The sequence below is a fragment of the Wenjunlia tyrosinilytica genome (genome assembly GCF_014646055.1).
Classification (GTDB): domain Bacteria; phylum Actinomycetota; class Actinomycetes; order Streptomycetales; family Streptomycetaceae; genus Wenjunlia; species Wenjunlia tyrosinilytica.
The window spans coordinates 1-15,944 of sequence record NZ_BMMS01000064.1 but is presented as its reverse complement, the minus strand read 5'-3'; the positions used below and the strand labels follow the sequence as shown (position 1 = coordinate 15,944).

The 15,944-nt window shown below is 70.1% G+C and carries 18 protein-coding genes; 9 read left to right on the top strand and 9 right to left on the bottom strand.

Annotated elements, in window-relative coordinates; all coding sequences use genetic code 11:
- Nucleotides 1-316: 316 nt before the first annotated feature.
- Together IEY86_RS34520 and IEY86_RS34515 are read left to right on the top strand one after the other, a co-directional pair.
- Nucleotides 317-655 (top strand): hypothetical protein, encoded by a 339-nt coding sequence (locus IEY86_RS34520; RefSeq protein ID WP_189135853.1) that lies wholly within the window; start codon nt 317-319, stop codon nt 653-655.
- A gap of 119 nt (nt 656-774) precedes the next feature.
- Nucleotides 775-1,047: a DUF8825 domain-containing protein gene (locus IEY86_RS34515; protein WP_189135852.1), complete on the top strand. Its 273-nt coding sequence runs from the start codon at nt 775-777 to the stop codon at nt 1,045-1,047.
- Nucleotides 1,048-1,401: 354 nt separating this feature from the next.
- Here the strand turns inward: IEY86_RS34515 and IEY86_RS34510 are convergent, their stop codons facing one another.
- Both IEY86_RS34510 and IEY86_RS38405 read right to left on the bottom strand, forming a co-directional pair.
- On the bottom strand, nt 1,402-1,776 hold the full coding sequence (locus IEY86_RS34510) for a PIN domain-containing protein (protein WP_189135851.1): 375 nt from the start codon (nt 1,774-1,776) through the stop codon (nt 1,402-1,404).
- A 258-nt stretch (nt 1,777-2,034) separates the two neighbouring features.
- On the bottom strand, nt 2,035-2,652 hold the full coding sequence (locus IEY86_RS38405; RefSeq protein ID WP_373287142.1) for an ATP-binding protein: 618 nt from the start codon (nt 2,650-2,652) through the stop codon (nt 2,035-2,037).
- Between IEY86_RS38405 and IEY86_RS37265 the strand changes: the two genes are divergently transcribed.
- Entirely contained in the window at nt 2,651-3,031 is a 381-nt protein-coding gene (locus IEY86_RS37265) for a DUF6009 family protein (protein ID WP_229699027.1), read from the top strand. The two genes, IEY86_RS38405 and IEY86_RS37265, sit on opposite strands and share 2 nt — an antisense overlap.
- Nucleotides 3,032-3,451: 420 nt before the next feature.
- On the opposite strand, the gene IEY86_RS34500 is transcribed toward IEY86_RS37265, so the two are convergent.
- Nucleotides 3,452-3,826, bottom strand: a complete 375-nt coding sequence (locus IEY86_RS34500) for a nuclear transport factor 2 family protein (protein ID WP_189135850.1) — start codon at nt 3,824-3,826, stop codon at nt 3,452-3,454.
- 198 nt (nt 3,827-4,024) lie between these two features.
- Here IEY86_RS34500 and IEY86_RS34495 point away from each other — a divergent pair, with 198 nt between their 5' ends.
- The 5 genes from IEY86_RS34495 to IEY86_RS34475 are packed head-to-tail and all read left to right on the top strand — an operon-like array spanning nt 4,025 to nt 9,869.
- Nucleotides 4,025-5,392 (top strand): TrpB-like pyridoxal phosphate-dependent enzyme, encoded by a 1,368-nt coding sequence (locus tag IEY86_RS34495; RefSeq protein WP_189135849.1) that lies wholly within the window; start codon nt 4,025-4,027, stop codon nt 5,390-5,392.
- A gap of 9 nt (nt 5,393-5,401) precedes the next feature.
- Nucleotides 5,402-7,204: a gamma-glutamyltransferase family protein gene (locus IEY86_RS34490; protein ID WP_189135848.1), complete on the top strand. Its 1,803-nt coding sequence runs from the start codon at nt 5,402-5,404 to the stop codon at nt 7,202-7,204.
- 25 nt (nt 7,205-7,229) lie between these two features.
- Nucleotides 7,230-7,730: a VOC family protein gene (locus IEY86_RS34485; protein ID WP_229699026.1), complete on the top strand. Its 501-nt coding sequence runs from the start codon at nt 7,230-7,232 to the stop codon at nt 7,728-7,730.
- On the top strand, nt 7,727-8,698 hold the full coding sequence (locus IEY86_RS34480; RefSeq protein ID WP_189135847.1) for a 3-methyl-L-tyrosine peroxygenase-related protein: 972 nt from the start codon (nt 7,727-7,729) through the stop codon (nt 8,696-8,698). Before IEY86_RS34485 ends, IEY86_RS34480 begins: the two co-directional genes overlap by 4 nt.
- Complete coding sequence (locus IEY86_RS34475; RefSeq protein ID WP_189135846.1) at nt 8,688-9,869, top strand: NAD(P)/FAD-dependent oxidoreductase; 1,182 nt, start codon at nt 8,688-8,690, stop codon at nt 9,867-9,869. The genes IEY86_RS34480 and IEY86_RS34475 overlap by 11 nt, the downstream gene beginning before the upstream one ends.
- Nucleotides 9,870-9,926: 57 nt before the next feature.
- Here IEY86_RS34475 and IEY86_RS37260 read toward each other — a convergent pair whose 3' ends face one another.
- From IEY86_RS37260 to IEY86_RS34455, 5 genes are read right to left on the bottom strand one after another with little or no spacing between them, the layout of a single operon-like run.
- Nucleotides 9,927-10,082: a YbaK/EbsC family protein gene (locus tag IEY86_RS37260; RefSeq protein ID WP_229699025.1), complete on the bottom strand. Its 156-nt coding sequence runs from the start codon at nt 10,080-10,082 to the stop codon at nt 9,927-9,929.
- Nucleotides 10,061-10,411 (bottom strand): aminoacyl-tRNA deacylase, encoded by a 351-nt coding sequence (locus IEY86_RS34470; protein WP_229699024.1) that lies wholly within the window; start codon nt 10,409-10,411, stop codon nt 10,061-10,063. The genes IEY86_RS37260 and IEY86_RS34470 overlap by 22 nt, the downstream gene beginning before the upstream one ends.
- 1 nt (nt 10,412) lies before the next feature.
- Nucleotides 10,413-10,994, bottom strand: coding sequence for a flavin reductase family protein (locus IEY86_RS34465; RefSeq protein WP_189135845.1), 582 nt, complete (start codon nt 10,992-10,994; stop codon nt 10,413-10,415).
- Nucleotides 10,981-12,255 (bottom strand): cation:proton antiporter, encoded by a 1,275-nt coding sequence (locus IEY86_RS34460; RefSeq protein ID WP_229699023.1) that lies wholly within the window; start codon nt 12,253-12,255, stop codon nt 10,981-10,983. The genes IEY86_RS34465 and IEY86_RS34460 overlap by 14 nt, the downstream gene beginning before the upstream one ends.
- Nucleotides 12,255-13,802 (bottom strand): tryptophan halogenase family protein, encoded by a 1,548-nt coding sequence (locus tag IEY86_RS34455; protein ID WP_189135844.1) that lies wholly within the window; start codon nt 13,800-13,802, stop codon nt 12,255-12,257. The genes IEY86_RS34460 and IEY86_RS34455 overlap by 1 nt, the downstream gene beginning before the upstream one ends.
- A gap of 356 nt (nt 13,803-14,158) precedes the next feature.
- Here IEY86_RS34455 and IEY86_RS34450 point away from each other — a divergent pair, with 356 nt between their 5' ends.
- Nucleotides 14,159-14,743 carry a response regulator transcription factor gene (locus IEY86_RS34450; RefSeq protein WP_229699022.1) on the top strand — a complete coding sequence of 195 codons (585 nt, stop codon included), beginning with the start codon at nt 14,159-14,161 and terminating at the stop codon, nt 14,741-14,743.
- 219 nt (nt 14,744-14,962) lie between these two features.
- Here IEY86_RS34450 and IEY86_RS34445 read toward each other — a convergent pair whose 3' ends face one another.
- Nucleotides 14,963-15,601: a LysE family translocator gene (locus IEY86_RS34445; RefSeq protein ID WP_229699021.1), complete on the bottom strand. Its 639-nt coding sequence runs from the start codon at nt 15,599-15,601 to the stop codon at nt 14,963-14,965.
- Nucleotides 15,602-15,944: the final 343 nt, after the last annotated feature.

Genomic DNA, 15,944 nt, shown 5'->3' with positions numbered 1-15,944 from the left:
GAGGCGGCAAGTGCCCCTGGCGCCGGCGCTCGGGCAGGAAGGACTGCGTCGGAGAAGGCACTTCCATGCCTTCGGCTTCGCAGCAGCAGCGCAGCCGCACCCGCGCGCGCCGTCGGCGGCGTGCACCTGGCGCAGGGGCACCGGGTCCGCGTTGGTCGCGGCATGGACGGCGACCGGGACGGCCACCGGGCCTCAGGAGACGGCCGGCTTCGCGATGGTCTGCGGCATGACCCCATCGCACCCCCGATCAGCCGTGCTCGCATCCCGGACCGGGACGTCCTTGCAGGCCACTCCGGATTCGAACAATAATCGAACGGTGAGTGAGGCGCCCCCGGAGCGGCAGAACGGCCCTGGGCCGCAGGCGGTCCTGCGGCTGCCGGACGGCCAGAGCCTGCGCGCCACCGTGTCCCACCGGCTCCAAGAGGCCGACGGCAGCTGGTGGTACGACGTCGAGATCACCTTGTGGAACGTCGTGATCGACCGCAGCGGGATCCGCACCGCCGAGCCCTACCCGATCACCGTCCGGGTGGCCGCCGGCAACGTCTCCCCCATCGACGGCCAGGACTACCGCACCGTGCCCACCACCCGCTCCCACCTCGCGGTCAAACGCTCCCGCAGCGGCGGCCGCCGCATGGGACCCACCGCCCACCGGTGACCAGGCGCCTTCCGGATCGCGGCGCCGTTCTTCGACCGGCGGTGCGCCGAGCAGGTGGTGCTTCGGCGTGCCGCCCGGCCGGAAGGCCCGCCGACCGGATGGGAACGTACGATCGAGCCGTGCCGCCCAAGACGAAGCCGTTCGCCTTCCCCGAAAGCCTGCTCGAGCTCCAGCGCCACTTCTTCGCGGCCGAGCGGGAACTCTCCGAGCTGTACGCCTCCCTGCCCACCGGGACCGAGCACTGGCCCGAAGGTGCCCAGGACCGGGTGAACGGGCTGCTGGAGCAGCAGCGGCAACTGGCCGAGCGGATCCAGGGGGACGAGCACTGGGCTTCGGTGCCCACCGAGGACCTCGTGGAGGCACGGTCGGACCTGAAGCAGCAGGCCGAGTGACGCGGGGCTACTCAGGAGAGCGGGGCAGGAACCAACGAGTGGACGTCTACCGCCGCCACCGGACACCGCTCCCGCCCGGCCGCCGGATGGAGCCCGAGCGGGGGCGCCAGCACCGCAACAGTCATCCCGCAGACGCGGGGAAGGTCCACACAGGCAAGCACCACGGGTAAGCGCTGCGTGTCGGCGCCGCGCCAGCGGGAGCAGCGGCGTCCTCCGGACTGAGGAGGGAGAGGCGCTGGGCAGCGCCCACCTGTCGCCGCCATGACAACGGCACGGGGGCGGCCGACAGACTCCGTCGAGGACGGCGGCACGTCAGGGGCCGTCGGTACCGCTGCGGATCGGAGGCGACGCCGGTCAGGTGGGTTTGAGCGGGGTGATGCCCGTTCCGGCGTACAGCTCGGGCTCGAGCGAGAGAACCGTCAGGGGCTCCCCCGCCTTGACCGCCTGCCAGGCAATCGCCGCCGCATGAGCCGCCGGCCAGTCCACACCCGGCCAGTCCATCGCGTCCACGGCGTGCCCGGTGCTGAACGGCACGCCCTCCGCGAACCGCAGCGACGCGGCATGCCGCCCCGCGCCGGCGCCCCGACGCTCCGCAGCAACGACGGACAGCGACGGGATCAGGACGCGCCCCGTGCCGCGGGAGGCTTCGATGTGCAAGCCGGTGAAGAACGGATCCGCCCGGTACAGCGCGGCCAAAGCGGTGTGGTCCAGGACGGCCGTCAGATTCATGCGCCGCCGCCCTGGTGGGCGCGGATCTTCGCCCAGGCATCCTGACCGACCTGCTCATCCTCGACGACTTCGCGATATGCGCGAGTTCACCCGACCCAGGCCGACGACCTCCACGAACTGCTCTCTCAACGCGTCGCCGAAGGCCGCTCAGTGGCGATCACCGCCAACCGCGCACCCAGGACTGGTATCCGCTCTTCCCCAACCCCGTCGTCGCCGAGTCGCTCCTGGACCGGCTGATCAACACAAGTCACCAGGTGTTCATGAACGGTCCCTCCTACAGGCCGAACCAGCGACCGAAGTCGGCGGCCACCGCCACGAAGTAGACCCGCTCAATAGACCGGGGTCGGGGCCCATTACATGAGCCGACCCCGGGAACATTCCGTGAGCGCCCACACCACGCTTGCTCAAGCGCCATACGCGGGGCCCGTGTTCGTCACCCACCGCCGCCCGGGGCCCGGGCAAGCTGGCGCGCAGCAACGAGGACTTGCCGCTGCCCGAGGGGCCGAATACGGCGGTGAACCTGTGGCGGCATACCAGCGCCAACAGGTCGGCGACGAGTTGGTCCCGGCCGAAGAAGCGGTGGCAGTCCACCGACTCGAACCGCGCCAGGCCCTGGTTCGGCGCGACCGCATCGTCCTGGTCCACCAGTAGCCTGGGCGGGCTCGGCTTCCGCCGCCTCGCGCCAGCGCCGCTCCCACCCGTGCGGGTCTGCACCGCAGGCAGGACGGACTTGCCGTTCTTGCCGCAGCCGAACAGGACGGGTGCTGCACCCGTCCTTGTCCGCGTCGATCCAGTGCCGGAACGAGCTGCGCCGGTAGCCGGTTCATTCAGGCGGTGGCCGACGTGTGGGCCGCTGCGCAGGCGCGCTGCCCACATGGACGTCACTGCCCTGCTGCGCATCACCCCTACCGGTCGCACTGCACCGGGACCGGTGCCCAATGATGGATTGCTGCTGCTCCTGTTCCTGGTGGTCGTCGTGTTCGTTGCGGCGCAGCATTTGCACGCCCGCGACACCGACCCGCGCAGCCTGTACGCCACCGGCGCCCCGGCCGAAGCCGTCGACCCGCGCACCCTGGCCGCGGGCAGCAAGGGCCGCAAGACCGAACGCTCCGAATGCGGCCCGCCCTCCTCGGCCATGCAGGCCTGGCTTATGCGGGTGCGGACATGTTCAACGTGGGGTGAAGGAGTTGTCCGCTTGGCTGAGGGATACGGGCTCGATCCGCTAGAGGAGGGCTTGCAGCCTGGCTCTCGGTAACGTTCTGTGGTGTGCGGATACCAGTGCGGGGTACGTCGCGGCGAAGGATTTCCGTCGGAGCGATGGCTGATCCGCGGGCGCCGTCCGATCACACGGAGGGGCCAGCGGGCAAGGCGTACCCGCTGGGCGGCGCAGCGACGAACATCAGTGGGTGATCCGCCAAGTCGACGGCTCGTCGGTAGACGCTGCCGGAGCCTCACTTTGCTGAAGAACCACAGGCGTGAACACCCCTGCCCTCCCGGTGCCGCAGCCCAGTGTGGGCATGGGGAGGGCAGGGGACCCGCTGGTGGTCGTTCGCGGAGGGCCTGGTGGGACTGATCGACCGGCGTCAGTAGTCACACCCGGCCCCCATACCCGAACGTGATGCCGCGACCCCGTCCCGGGGCGCGGCCCCCCACCGCCTCCTGCACCGCCTCGCCCCTACCGTTTCGCCGTGGCCTGATGGGCCAGCACTTTCCACTCCCCCTCGACCCGGACCCACACCCCCAGCGAGCGGTTGGCCAATTCCCTTCGCATTCCCCCTGCCGTCATGTCCACGCACATATCGCCGATCACCACGGCGGTGTCACCGACCACGGTCACGCTATCCGTGATGTGATCGATGTGGTGGTAGACGAAAAACGCGCTTTCGCATTTCTCGACGAACGAATCGAGCGTGTCCAGGGTTCCGCTCGAATGCGTGTAGGCGAGATCGGGATGAGCAAGATCCCTGAAATCGGCGAGGTCACCTTCCACGATTGCGCGGAATCGGCGGTTCTCCAGTTCACGTACGGCCTCCTCGTCAGCTGCGGCCATGCTTTACCTCCACCTCGCGCCCAGCGGTCTTCCCGCGCCAGTCTGCATGTCCGCCCCGTGAGAGTCGTGCCTCTTTCGGACTAGTCCTATCTGCGGAGCGCGTTTCCGTTGAACAAGCAGAAAGGGCGAGGCTGCCCGACATTCCCCGCTCCTAAGATCCCGTAGCAGGAATGGCCCGGCTCTCGAAGGGAACCACCGGTGTTGAAGCGAGTCCTGCTTTCCGAGACCGATCTGCCCGACCGCTGGTACAACATCCTCCCCGATCTGCCCGCACCTCTGCCCGGTCCGCTCAACCCGGTGACGATGGCTCCGCTGCAACCAGGCGATCTGGTCGACCTGCTCCCGCACAAGGTCATCGAGCACGAGTTCACCCAGGACCGCTGGGTGGAGATCCCGGAGCGGGTGCGCGACGTCTACAAGATCTGGCGGCCTTCCCCGCTGGTCCGCGCCGAACGGCTGGAGCGCGCGCTCGACACCCCGGCGCACATCTACTTCAAGTTCGAGGGCGTGTCCCCCTCGGGCTCCCACAAGCCGAACACCGCGGTCGTCCAGGCGTACTACGCCGCCGAGGAGGGCGTGCGGAGGCTGACGACGGAGACCGGGGCGGGGCAGTGGGGATCGGCGCTGTCGTTCGCCGGCGCGTTGTTCGGGCTTGAGGTCAACGTCTACATGGTCCGGGCGTCGTTCGAGCAGAAGCCGTACCGCAAGTCGCTGATGCAGAGCTGGGGCGCCCAGGTCTTCGCCTCGCCCACGCAGCGCACCGAGGCAGGGCGCCAGATCCTGGCCAAGGACCCGGACTCGCCCGGCAGCATCGGCATCGCCATCAGCGAGGCCGTGGCGGACGCGCTGAGCCGGGACGACACCAAGTTCGCGCTGGGCTCCATCATGAACAACGTGCTGCTGCACCAGACTGTGATCGGTCTGGAGGCCAAGAAGCAGATGGAGATCATGGGCGAGTATCCCGACGTCGTGATCGGCTGCGTCGGCGGCGGCTCCAACTACGCCGGTCTCGCCTACCCGTTCCTCCAGGACCGGCTCAGCGGCGACCGCCCCCGGACCCGGTTCGTGGCCGCCGAACCGGAGGCTTGCCCCACCCTCACCCGGGGCAAGTTGGCCTACGACTACCCGGACACCGCCGGTCTGACCCCGCCGCTGTACATGCACACCCTCGGCCACGAGTTCATCCCCGGCTCGATCCACGCAGGCGGCCTGCGCTACCACGGCGACGCGCCCAGCCTGTGCCTGCTGAAGGAGCACGGTCTGGTGGAGGCGCGGGCCTTCGCGCAGACAGACGTCTTCGATGCGGCGGTCCGCTTCGCGCACAGCGAGGGCTTCGTCATCGCCCCCGAGTCGTCGCACGGCCTGAAGGCGGCGCTCGTCGAGGCGCTGGCCGCGCGGGAGGCCGGGGAGGAACGGGTCGTGCTCTTCAACATCTCCGGGCACGGCAACTTCGACTTGGCCGCCTTCGACTCCTTCCTCGCCGGGACGCTGGAGAACCCGACGGTCACGGATGAGCAGATCGCGGCGAGCCTGAGCGAACTGCCGACGCCCACTGCCTCGGCCTGAGGCGCGGTCGTGACGACGCGTCCCGAGCTGCGGGGCACCTTCGGCGCGGTCTCCTCGACGCACTGGCTGGCCTCGGCGGCAGGTATGGCGACCCTGGAGGCGGGCGGCAACGCCTTCGACGCCGCCGCCGCGACCGGCTTCGTCCTCCAGGTGGTCGAACCCCACCTGAACGGGCCCGCCGGTGACGTCCCAATCCTCTTCTTCGACCCGGCCTCGGGACGCGCCCAGGTGATCTGCGGGCAGGGCCCAATGCCCCGGGCGGCGACACCGGAGGCGTTCCAGGCCCTGGGCCTGCCCCGGATCCCCGGCTCGGGACTGCTCCCGGCCACCGTCCCCGGTGCGTTCGGAGCCTGGTTGAAGCTGCTGGAGGAACACGGCACCCTGCACCTTGCACAGGTCCTCCGGTACGCCGTCGGCTACGCGGCGGACGGCTACCCGGTCCTGCCGAAGGCCGCCGAGGCCATCAGCGTCCTGGCCGAGCTGTTCCGCGACCAGTGGCTGGAGTCCGGCCGCACCTACCTGGTCGACGGCGCCCCGCCACACCCCGGCTCCCGGCTGCGCAACCCGGCGCTGGCCGAGACCTACCGGCGCGTCCTCAAGGAGGCCGAAGCCGCAGGACCCTGCCGCCAACAGCAGATACGCGCCGCCCACCAGGCGTTCTACGGCGGTTTCGTCGCCGAGGCCGTCGACGCACACCTGCGCACCGACGTCCTGGACGCCACCGGCCGCCGCCACCGAGGCTTCCTCACCGGCGACGACCTAGCCCGCTGGGAGCCGCGCACGGAGGACACCGTCAGCCGTGCCTACCGGGGTCTGGAGGTGCACAAGCCGGGCCCCTGGTCGCAGGGCCCGGTCTTCCTCCAGCAACTCGCCCTGCTGGAGGGCTTTGACCTCGCGGCCATGGGCCTGGACAGCGCCGACCACCTGCACACCGTCATCGAGTGCGCCAAGCTCGCCTACGCGGACCGCGAAGCCTGGTACGGCGACCCAAACTTCACCGACGTACCCCTGTCCACGCTGCTGTCAGACGCCTACGCCGACGACCGCCGGCGCCTGGTCGGCGACCACGCCTCCGATCGTCTCCGGCCCGGCGCTCCGGACGGCAGGCCGCCCCGAATCCCGCCCCTGGACCGGGCAGAGCCACCCGAAGGACCCTACTGGCAGGGGCAGTTGTACGAAGGGCTGCCCACCGTCGTTCCCCCGGTGGTAGCGGCGACCGAGGCCTGCGGCGACACCTGCTGTCTAACGGTCACCGACCGGCACGGCAACATGGTGGCCGCGACGCCCAGCGGCGGCTGGCTGAAGAGTTCCCCGGTGATCCCGGGACTCGGCTTCCCGCTGGGCACGCGGGGCCAGATGGCCTGGCTGGAGGAGGGACACCCCAACTCGCTGGCACCAGGCAAACGGCCCCGTACGACGCTGAGCCCCACCCTCGTCGTACGGGAGGGCCGGGCCCGGCTGGCGTTCGGCACGCCGGGCGGGGACCAGCAGGACCAGTGGACGCTGGGCTTCTTCCTGGCCCACACCGACTTCGGTCTCGACCTCCAACAGGCCGTCGAGACCCTCGCCTTCCACTCCGAGCACGTTCCGTCCTCGTTCACGCCCCGCACCCACCGGCCACTCGCCGTTCGAATCGAGAGCCGCCGCGCCAACGAGGCCGCAGCCGACCTCGCTCGCCGCGGGCATGCCCTGGTGTCCGTCCCGGACTGGTCGCTGGGCAAGGTGTGCGCCGTGGGTGTCGAACCGGGCGACGGGCTGCTGCGCGCAGCAGCGTCGCCGCGCGGCGGGCAGGCGTACGCGATCGCCCGATGAACCACCGGAAAGGATCTCCGAACCCGTGTCCCTCTCTGTGGACGAAACCCCATCGCCCGGCACCGCCCTGCGGGCCGGACTGCACCACCTGGCGGTCGAGACGGCCGACCTCGACAACTGTGTCGCGTGGTACACCGCGTTCTTCGGCGGCACCGCCGCCTGGTCCCTCGACACCTTCTCCGACCTGACCCGCGACCGGCTGCCCGGCATCACCCGGCTGACCGAGGTGGTCGCTGTCGGCACCCGCTTCCATGTGTTCACCCGCTCCGCCGCCTACACCCGCCCACATCCGGACACGCTCCAGTTCCAGCACGTGTGCATGACCGCCGCGACGGCGGAGGAACTGCGGCGGTGGCGGGACCGCTGGCAACGGCTGTATGCCTCCGGTCGCTATGTGTTCGCCCGCCCGGAGCCCCCCACCGAGATCGTCGTGGACTCCGACGGGGTGAGCAGCTTCTACGTCTACGACGTCAACGGGCTGGAGTACGAGTTCACCCATATACCGGCGGAGGCCGAGGGACGGTGAGCGCGCTGGACAGCACCTCGACCGCCGGTCTGTTGGAGGCCGACGTCACCGAGTTCGGCGGTCGCACCTACGGGCTCGAACCCCTGGTACTGCCGACCGACCCAGTACACAGCAGCGGTGACGGTCAACTGACCCGGCGGTACGCGGAGTTACTCGGCCCGGATCCGTCCCCGGGGGCGGGGCCCTCGGCCGGTCCGAGGGCGGCGGACTCCGCCGAGCAGTTGTTCTGGTTCCGGTGGATCACCGGCCACCAGCTCACCTTCATGCTGTGGCAGGAGCTGGGACGGCGGGCCGCAGGGGCCGCCGCCACGTCACCGTCGGACGAGGTGGACTCGGCGGCCCGTCTGGTCCGCGGCTACTCGGCGATGCTGCTGTACACGGCGTCGTGCACCCGGGACGTCTACCACCGGGTCATCCGCCCGAGCATGGCTCTGCACCACCCCGCGTTCAGTGGCGCCTGGGCCCGCGACTACGGCCCCGTACGGGCCCTGTTGCGGGGCCGGCTGCCCGCCGCCTGGGAGGGCCGGGCCGACGCCCTGCTGGAGGAGTGTGCGCTCAACGAGGCCGTGCACGAGGGCATCGCCCTCAAACTGGTGCCCGACGCGCCCTCGCTACTCCAGTCGGCGGCGGGCCAGGGCCGTCCATTGCCGCGTGACGTCCGGGCGGTCCTGTTCGACACCTACTTCCTCACCCTCCGCGCGCCCTGCTCGCCCGTCGAGGTCGCCGCCCAACTCCTGCGCAGGGTACGAGCAGTGTGCGACGACCTGGCGGCCAACTGCCTGTACCCGGCGTACGCCTCCAGCCAGGCCGAGAAGCCGGACGCGCTGGGCATGGAGCTGGTCGAGGAGATCGAGCACACCGTCCCCGGGCTCCTGGCCAGCATCGTCCGCGACTCCGTACGGCGCTCCACCCCCGACTCCCACACTGCCACCCGCCCGTTGGAAGGAAGCGGTTCCCATGGCGCATGATGTGATCGTGGTCGGCGGCGGCATCGCGGGTTGTGCCGCCGCCGAACGGCTGGCCGGGGAGGGGTTGAGCGTGCTGCTCCTGGAGCGCGGCGCCCTGGCCAGCGGTGCGACCGGCCGCAACCAGGGCGGCCTGCTGCCGAGCCCGATGCCGGCCTGCGGCGGCCTGTTCGCCGAGGCCATCGCCTTCTACGAGGAGGCCGCGCGGGAGAGCGAGGTGTCCTTCCGGTTCCGTCCACACGGCTATCTGCTGGTCGCGAGCGACGAGGATGGCTTGGTCCGGGCCCGCAGCCACGGCCGGGCACTGTCCGACGTGGGCTTCCCAACGCAAGAGATCGGCCCCGGCGAACTGCGGGACTTGGAGCCCGGCCTCGCGCCCGACCTCGCGGGCGCGGTGGTGGTCGAGGGGGCGCACGCCCTGCACCCGGTGCTGGCCGCCTTGGTCCTCGCCGGACGCGCCGTCCATGCAGGCGCCGAGATCCGCACGCATACCTCGGTCCGGGGTCTGACGACGGACGGCGACCGGGTCACCGGTGTGGTCACGGACGCCGGGCCGCTAGCGGCGGGGGCGGTGGTTCTCGCGGCAGGGTCATGGGCGCGGAGCCTGGCCCAGCAGGCCGGCAGTGATGTACCGGTCTTCGGCGCGCGCGGCTGGCTGGTGCGCACCGTGCCGGTCACTGACACCGTGTTCCGTCACACGCTCATGCAGTCCACCTGGCACGGCCCGGTCGGCCTGAAGCGGAGCGGCCCGCCTCTGCTGACCGACGTCGCCGCCCCCGCGACCACGGCCACCCAGGTGGTCTTCTCCCTCCAGCCGCTGCCCGGCGGGGAGGTGGTGCTCGGCTCAAGCAGCGGCCCGGCACTCCAGCCCGACGACGTACGGGACGGCGAGGAGGCGGTGCCGCTGATCGCGGCGGCAGCCGCCCGGCACGCCCCGGTGCTGGCCAAGACGCCGGTGCTGGCGGCGTGGTCGGGGGTGCGTCCGATGTCCCCTGACGGCCTGCCCGTCGTCGGCCCGGCGCCCGGCGCACCGGGGCTGTGGCTGCTCACCGGCTTCGGCATCGATGGAATGCCCCTGGCGCCTGGCACGGCCCGGCTGCTGACGGAGCATCTGGTGTCGGGTCGCTGTCCGGCGGGGGCGGAGCCGTTCGCGCCGGGGCGGTTCGACGGCTGAGGCGGATGTGCGGAAGGCGGTGCGGGCCGGAAGCCGGTCCGCACCGCCTTCAACGGTTCACGAGGACAGGTCCTCGATCTTCGGCTCCACCAGTTCGATCAGCTGTGCCGCCTCGATCCGCACCGTCCGATCCGCGCGTCCGCTGCCGCAGTAGACGGTGCCCATGCGGGTCACCGACTCGTCGAAGACGGTCACGACGTCGGGCCGGCGCATACGGGGCTCGCGCCGCCCGGTTCCATGCCCAGGAGGCTCAACTCGTCGGGTTCGGCCTGGCGGATCTTGGAGCGGGAGATTCCCGCCGCACGAGCCAGGCGGCCGTAGTGGACGCGTCCGGTGACGGGCAGGGCGGCGAGGACGAAGGCGCCGTCGTCCGTTCGGAAGACCATGGTCTTCAGTAACTGCTCGGTGGCGAGGCCGAGTTTGGTCTCGGCGTCCGTCTGTCCCACGATCGGGACGTGGTCGAGGACCGTGAACGGCACCCCCGAGGTGCGGAGCACCTCCTCGGGCGACTGGACACCGGTGGACTCCTCGGACTGCGACATGTCACTCCTCGTCGAGTGGCTCCGGCCGGGACAGGCCGGGGTCCGCCACGCTACCGCCCGACGGCCATGCCGCGTACCGGCGCAACCCGTACAGCAGCGGGGCGCGTTGGGTCCCGGTGCCGACGCTGACCCGGACGACCCGGCCGAAGACGACGGTGTGGTCGCCGACCCGCCGCACGCCGTCGACCCGACAGTCACCCACGGCGTGCGCGGCGTCGCGCAGGTGCGGGCCGGCGGCCGTCGCGTCGGGCAGATGCCAGGAGGTCCGGTGGAAGCGGTCCGGGTCGCCAGAGGCGAAGAGCTCCGCGACATCCCGGGCAGAGTGGTGCAGCAGGTTGACGCTGAACGTCCCGGCGCGTTCCAGTGCGTCCAGGGTGGGGCTGCCGCTGCGCACGCACACCAGGAGCGTGGGCGGGCTAAGGGAGACGCTGCACAGGGACGAGCAGGTCATCCCCCAGGGACGGCCGACGCTGTCCAGGGCGCCGATCACCGCCACGCCGGTCGGAAACAGGGACATCAGCGTCCTGAAGTCGCCTTCACCCTCGGTCGCTCCCCGAGGGGCGACCGTGTCAGGCGTTGTCATGGGACAGTTCCTCCGACGTGGGGCGGGGCGGACTGCCTGTGTCGGGGTGGCGGTGGTCCGCGTACGACAGCAGCGGGCCGGTGGCGGCCGTGGTCACCAGCGCCATCAGTACCAGCGAGAGGAAGAGTCCGGAGGAGAGGATGCCGGCCGACAGGCCTGCCTGGAGGACGGCGATCTCCGTCAGGCCGCGGGTGTTCATCAGCACCCCGAAGCGGAGCGCCGTCCCGGTCGGCAGCCGTGCGGCGCGCGCGCCCGCGTAACCGCCGCCCAGTTTGGCCGCCGTGGCGAGCAGCAGGACCAAGGCGAGGGTCAGCCAGGAGAAGCCGTCCGGCCCGTCGGTGGATATCTGGAGGCCGGTTGTCACGAAGAACACCGGGACGAGCAGCAGCCCGTACCGTTCCACGGTCCCAACGGCTCTGGTACGCGGCCCGTGTTCGCCGTCCCGGGGGACGGCGAGCCCGACCAGGACCGCGCCGAAGATCGCGGTGAGCCCCGCCCGCTCGGTGGCCAGGGCGGCGCCGACCGCGAGCGCGCCCAGCACGATCGCGGCGACGACCGGCCGGCGGGCGCACAACCTGCCCACGACCGCCCGGCCGAGCAGGCGCCGCAGCAGCACGGCCGTCACCGCCCCGCCCGCGATCGCCACGACCGCCCGGACGAGCTGCCCCCCGCCGCCCGCAGCGATGGCCAGCGCGGCAGTCAGGATGAGCCAGGTCAGGGCGTCGATGCCGACGGCGACGAGGAGGGAGAGCCGGCCCGGGGTCGAGTCGACGAGCCCTCGGTCGGTGAGGATCCGGGCCAGCACCGGTACGGCGGTGACAGCGAACGCGGCGGCAAGCAGCAGGAGCAGCGCCGCGGTGGGCGCCGTACCTCGCTCCCCCGGCGCGTCGCGCCAGTCCACCCAGACCGTCAGCAGCACCCCGGACAGCAGCCCCGGCAGCAGGGAGCCCCCCAATAGCCAGCCGTACGAGCGGAGGGACACCTCGTCGCGGCGCGGCCGTGCGCTGTGCCCGACGCCCGTCAGGTACAGCGCGAGACCGGCCAGGCCGAGGGTGTGCAGATGGTTGGTAACGTCGGTCGGCAGCAGGGTGTCGAAGACGTCGGATCCGGCCGCCGTGGTCAGCAGCGGAACGACGACCAGGCCGAGGGCGATCTCTCCAATGACCGGCGGCTGGCCTACCAGGATCGCCGCGCGGCGGGTCGGCTGGGCCAGCACGAGCACCACGGCCAGCGCCGCCAGGGTGTGGAGGGCGAGCGTCATCAGCGCAGCCTCGCGAGGTACTCCACCTGGCTAGGCAGGGTGTCGACCAGCTTCCGCGCCTGTTCCCTGACCCGGGTCAGCTCGGCCCGCGCGGCGCGGGTGTCGACCAGGTCCAGCGCGGGCGGGTAGCGCAGCGGGATGCCGCCGAGGCCGAGGGCCATGCAAACGTAGCTGTAGGGCTCGAAGGCGTGGTAATAGGGGTAGGTGGTGTCGTTGTCGGGGAGTTTGCTCTGCCACTGTTCGAGGCGTACGGCCATGTCGTGGGGAACCGCGCCCTTCTTCGCGTCACGCCAGTAGTCGTTGTCGGCGCGGGCAGCGCCCCGGTAGTGCAGGATCAAGAACTCGCGGACGCCCTCGATGGCGCGGGCTGTGCTGAGGTTGTAGGTGTCGCGCAGCACCGGGTCGCGGTTCGTGCCGGGGAAGTACCTGACGAGTTGTTCGATGGCATGCTGGATGAGGAAGATCCCGGTCGACTGCAAGGGTTCGACGAACCCGGCAGCGAGTCCGATGCCCACACAGTTGTTGACCCAGGCCCGATGTGAGCGGCCGATCCGCATCCGGATGTGGTTGGCCTCCAGATCGGCCGCGGCGGGCCCGACGAAGTCCCGCAGGACACGCTCGGCCTCCTCGGGTTCGCAGTAGTCGCCCGCATAGACGTATCCGGTGCCGACCCGGTCGTACAGCGGGATTGTCCAGATCCATCCGGCGTCCTGGGCGGTGGCCGTGGTGCAGGGCCGGATGCCCTGGACTGCGGTGTCGACGGGGACTCGCAGGGCGACCGCGCGGTCGTTGGGGAGGGCATCCTTGAAAGAGACGAACGGCTCGTCCAGGGCATCGCCGAGCAGCCGACTGCGGAAGCCGGAGCAGTCGACGTAGAGGTCGGCGGTCAGTTCACCGTGCTCGCGGGTGACGAGGCCCTCGATCCAGCCCTGCTCGTCGAGGCGTACGTCGACGACGTCGTCGATGATCCGGTGGACGCCGCGCCGAACGGCGTAGCGGCAGAGGAAGTCGGCGAGGAGGGAGGCGTCGAAGTGGTAGGCGTAGGGGAACTGGGTGTTCTGCTCGGCGAGCGTGGTCCGGTAGAGCGGACGGTCGGGGGTTTCGTCAAAGTCCTGCTCGAACAGCCGGTGGTCGAGGTACCGGGGAGACGCCTTGGCGTCGCAGAGCCAGGGGATGAGGAAGCAGTCGCGGTCGAAGTGGCCCGCCTCACCGACCTTCTGCCACCAGTCGGTGAGCGGCACCCCGTCGACGACCCGCATCCGTTCGAACGGGTGGTAGAAGTACGTGCCCGGTGCCCGCCAGTTCTCCAGGCGCACCGCCAGTTTGTAGGTGCCGTTGCACTCGGGCATCCAGTCGGCCTCGCTGAGGCCCAGATAGTCGAAGAAATGGCGGACCGTGCTGAAGGTGGCCTCCCCCACCCCGATGGTGCCGATCCGCCGGGACTCCACCACGGTGACGTCGACGCTGTCCGCGAATGCCGCCCGCAGGTAGGAGGCCGTCATCCACCCAGCCGTGCCGCCACCCAGGATCACCACACTCTGTGTCATAGCTCGTGACCCTAGGCGGACTCGGCGGGCGGATTCTTCGGCAGTTCGGCCGGACCGCGGCGGGCCCGTGCGCCGAACGGACTAGGCCGAAGGGACCAGCTCCCGTCTCATGCACTTGGCAAGTAAACATGGCGAAAAATCGAGCGCTCCGGACTCGGGGCCATGGGAGAAGATGAGGAGCTGTTCGATTCTGACCATTTGCCGCACTCGCGGCGCAGGGGGACTTGTGTCAGAGGCTCGATCCGACCAGAATCCAGCATCGGGCGACGTGACCGGCGGTGGGACGCCGGAACCGATCCGCATCTTCCTCATCGACGACTCCAGCCTGGTGCAGGCCGGGCTGGCACACGTACTGCGTGGCTACCCCGACCTCGTCCTCGTGGGCAACGCCCGGGATAGCCCGACGGCCGCTCGAAGCCACACTCGACGCGTCCCTGGACGTGCTCGTCATCAACACCGCTTGCCGCTCCATCGACGTCGTGCAGCTGATGCACCGGGCCGTCCGCTACTCCGGTGTCGGTGTCTCACGCATGCTGCTGCTGACCAACGACGTCAACAACCCCCTCCACACGGAAGCGGACAAGCTGGGGGCCGGGGGTGTGGTGCTTGCCTGGGAGGAGCCGGAGTTCTTGGTGTCCGCCATCAGACTCGTCTCCGGCGGCTACCGGATCGGGGTGCCCGACCAGGGCGAGCCGGACCGCACAACACCCCGCAGACAGTCCGTCCGCCATACCGCGCTCGACCCGCTCACACTCCGCGAACGGCAGGTCCTCACGCTCCTTGCTCGCGGCATGAAGAACGCCGAGATCGCCGGTGAACTGGTGGTCAGCGAGAGTACGGTCAAGACGCACGTACAGAGCCTGCTGATCAAGCTCGGTCTGCGTAACCGGGCCAGCGCGGTCGCGGTCGCGTACGAGATGGGCATCGCCCGGGCCCAGTAGTCAGGTTGAAAACGTCGCCCGCTCCCCTCCAACGGCCCTGCCAGTCAACAGAGTTCGGACCCGAGGGGAACGGCGCTTGCCCGGCCTGGCTGCCGGAGTCTTGGACGAACCTGGTTGGCCGCTGCCGGCAGCCCCGTCAGCTGTGGATCATCGACGAGATGCCATCGACTACCTGACCGGCGGAATCCTGGCCACCTGACACACCCCGATCGTCATCACTCAGTCACGCCCACTGAACGCCAGCTGGATCCCCAAGCCGACCATCACGAGCCCCGACGCCCCGCCGATCCACGACAGCCGACGAGGGGATCGGGCAAGCCAGTTGCGGGCGGTGCCGGCGAGGATGCCCCAGGTGGCGTCGGAAATCAGCGCGATCAGTACGCAGATCAGCCCCAGCAACAACAACTGCACGTGCGCGTTCCCCGCCGAGGTGTCGACGAACTGCGGCAACACCGCACCAAAGATGAGCAGCCCCTTGGGATTGCTCACTCCGACGATGAATCCTTCCCGGAACACCCGCTCCGGCCACCCCGCAGCCGCCCCGCCCTGCTTCTCCGCCACCATCAGCAGCTTGCGGTGTCGCCAGGCCTGGACACCGAGATAGACGAGATAGAGAGCACCGGCGAACTTGAGAACTGAAAACATCAGATAGGAGCGGGCAAGCACCTCTCCCAGCCCGAACGCCACCAGCACCACTTGAACAAGCAGCCCCGCCTCGTTCCCCACTGCCGTCGACACAGCGGCCCGCCGCCCCAGCGACACCCCCCGGCTCACCACGAAAAGAACACTCGGCCCCGGCACGGCGATCAGCACGGTCACCACGGTCAGGAAGACAGCCAGACGCTCGAATCCAATCACCCCCGCAGAATACGCGCCGCAACGCCAATCCCCAGCGATTCGCCAAACCCGGGGCCGAGCAGCCGATGGTCGAGCTATGCGAGTACGCCCGGGAACCACTCGTTGGATGAGTAAGCGACCGAGCTCTTCCCCCTTGACGGTGTGATCACTGGCTTCTGATCTTTTCGCCTCAAGTGCCCGGCGAACAAGGCGGTCCTCGGCCACCGTCAGCAGTTCTCCTGATCTCGATAGCGCGGAGGCGCCGCCCAACCGTTGGGCTGGGGACTGTAAATCGTTCGGTGTAACTCCCGATCGTGGAAGATGCATCGATGACCAGTGAGAACGTGTCCGAGTCCGAGACCGT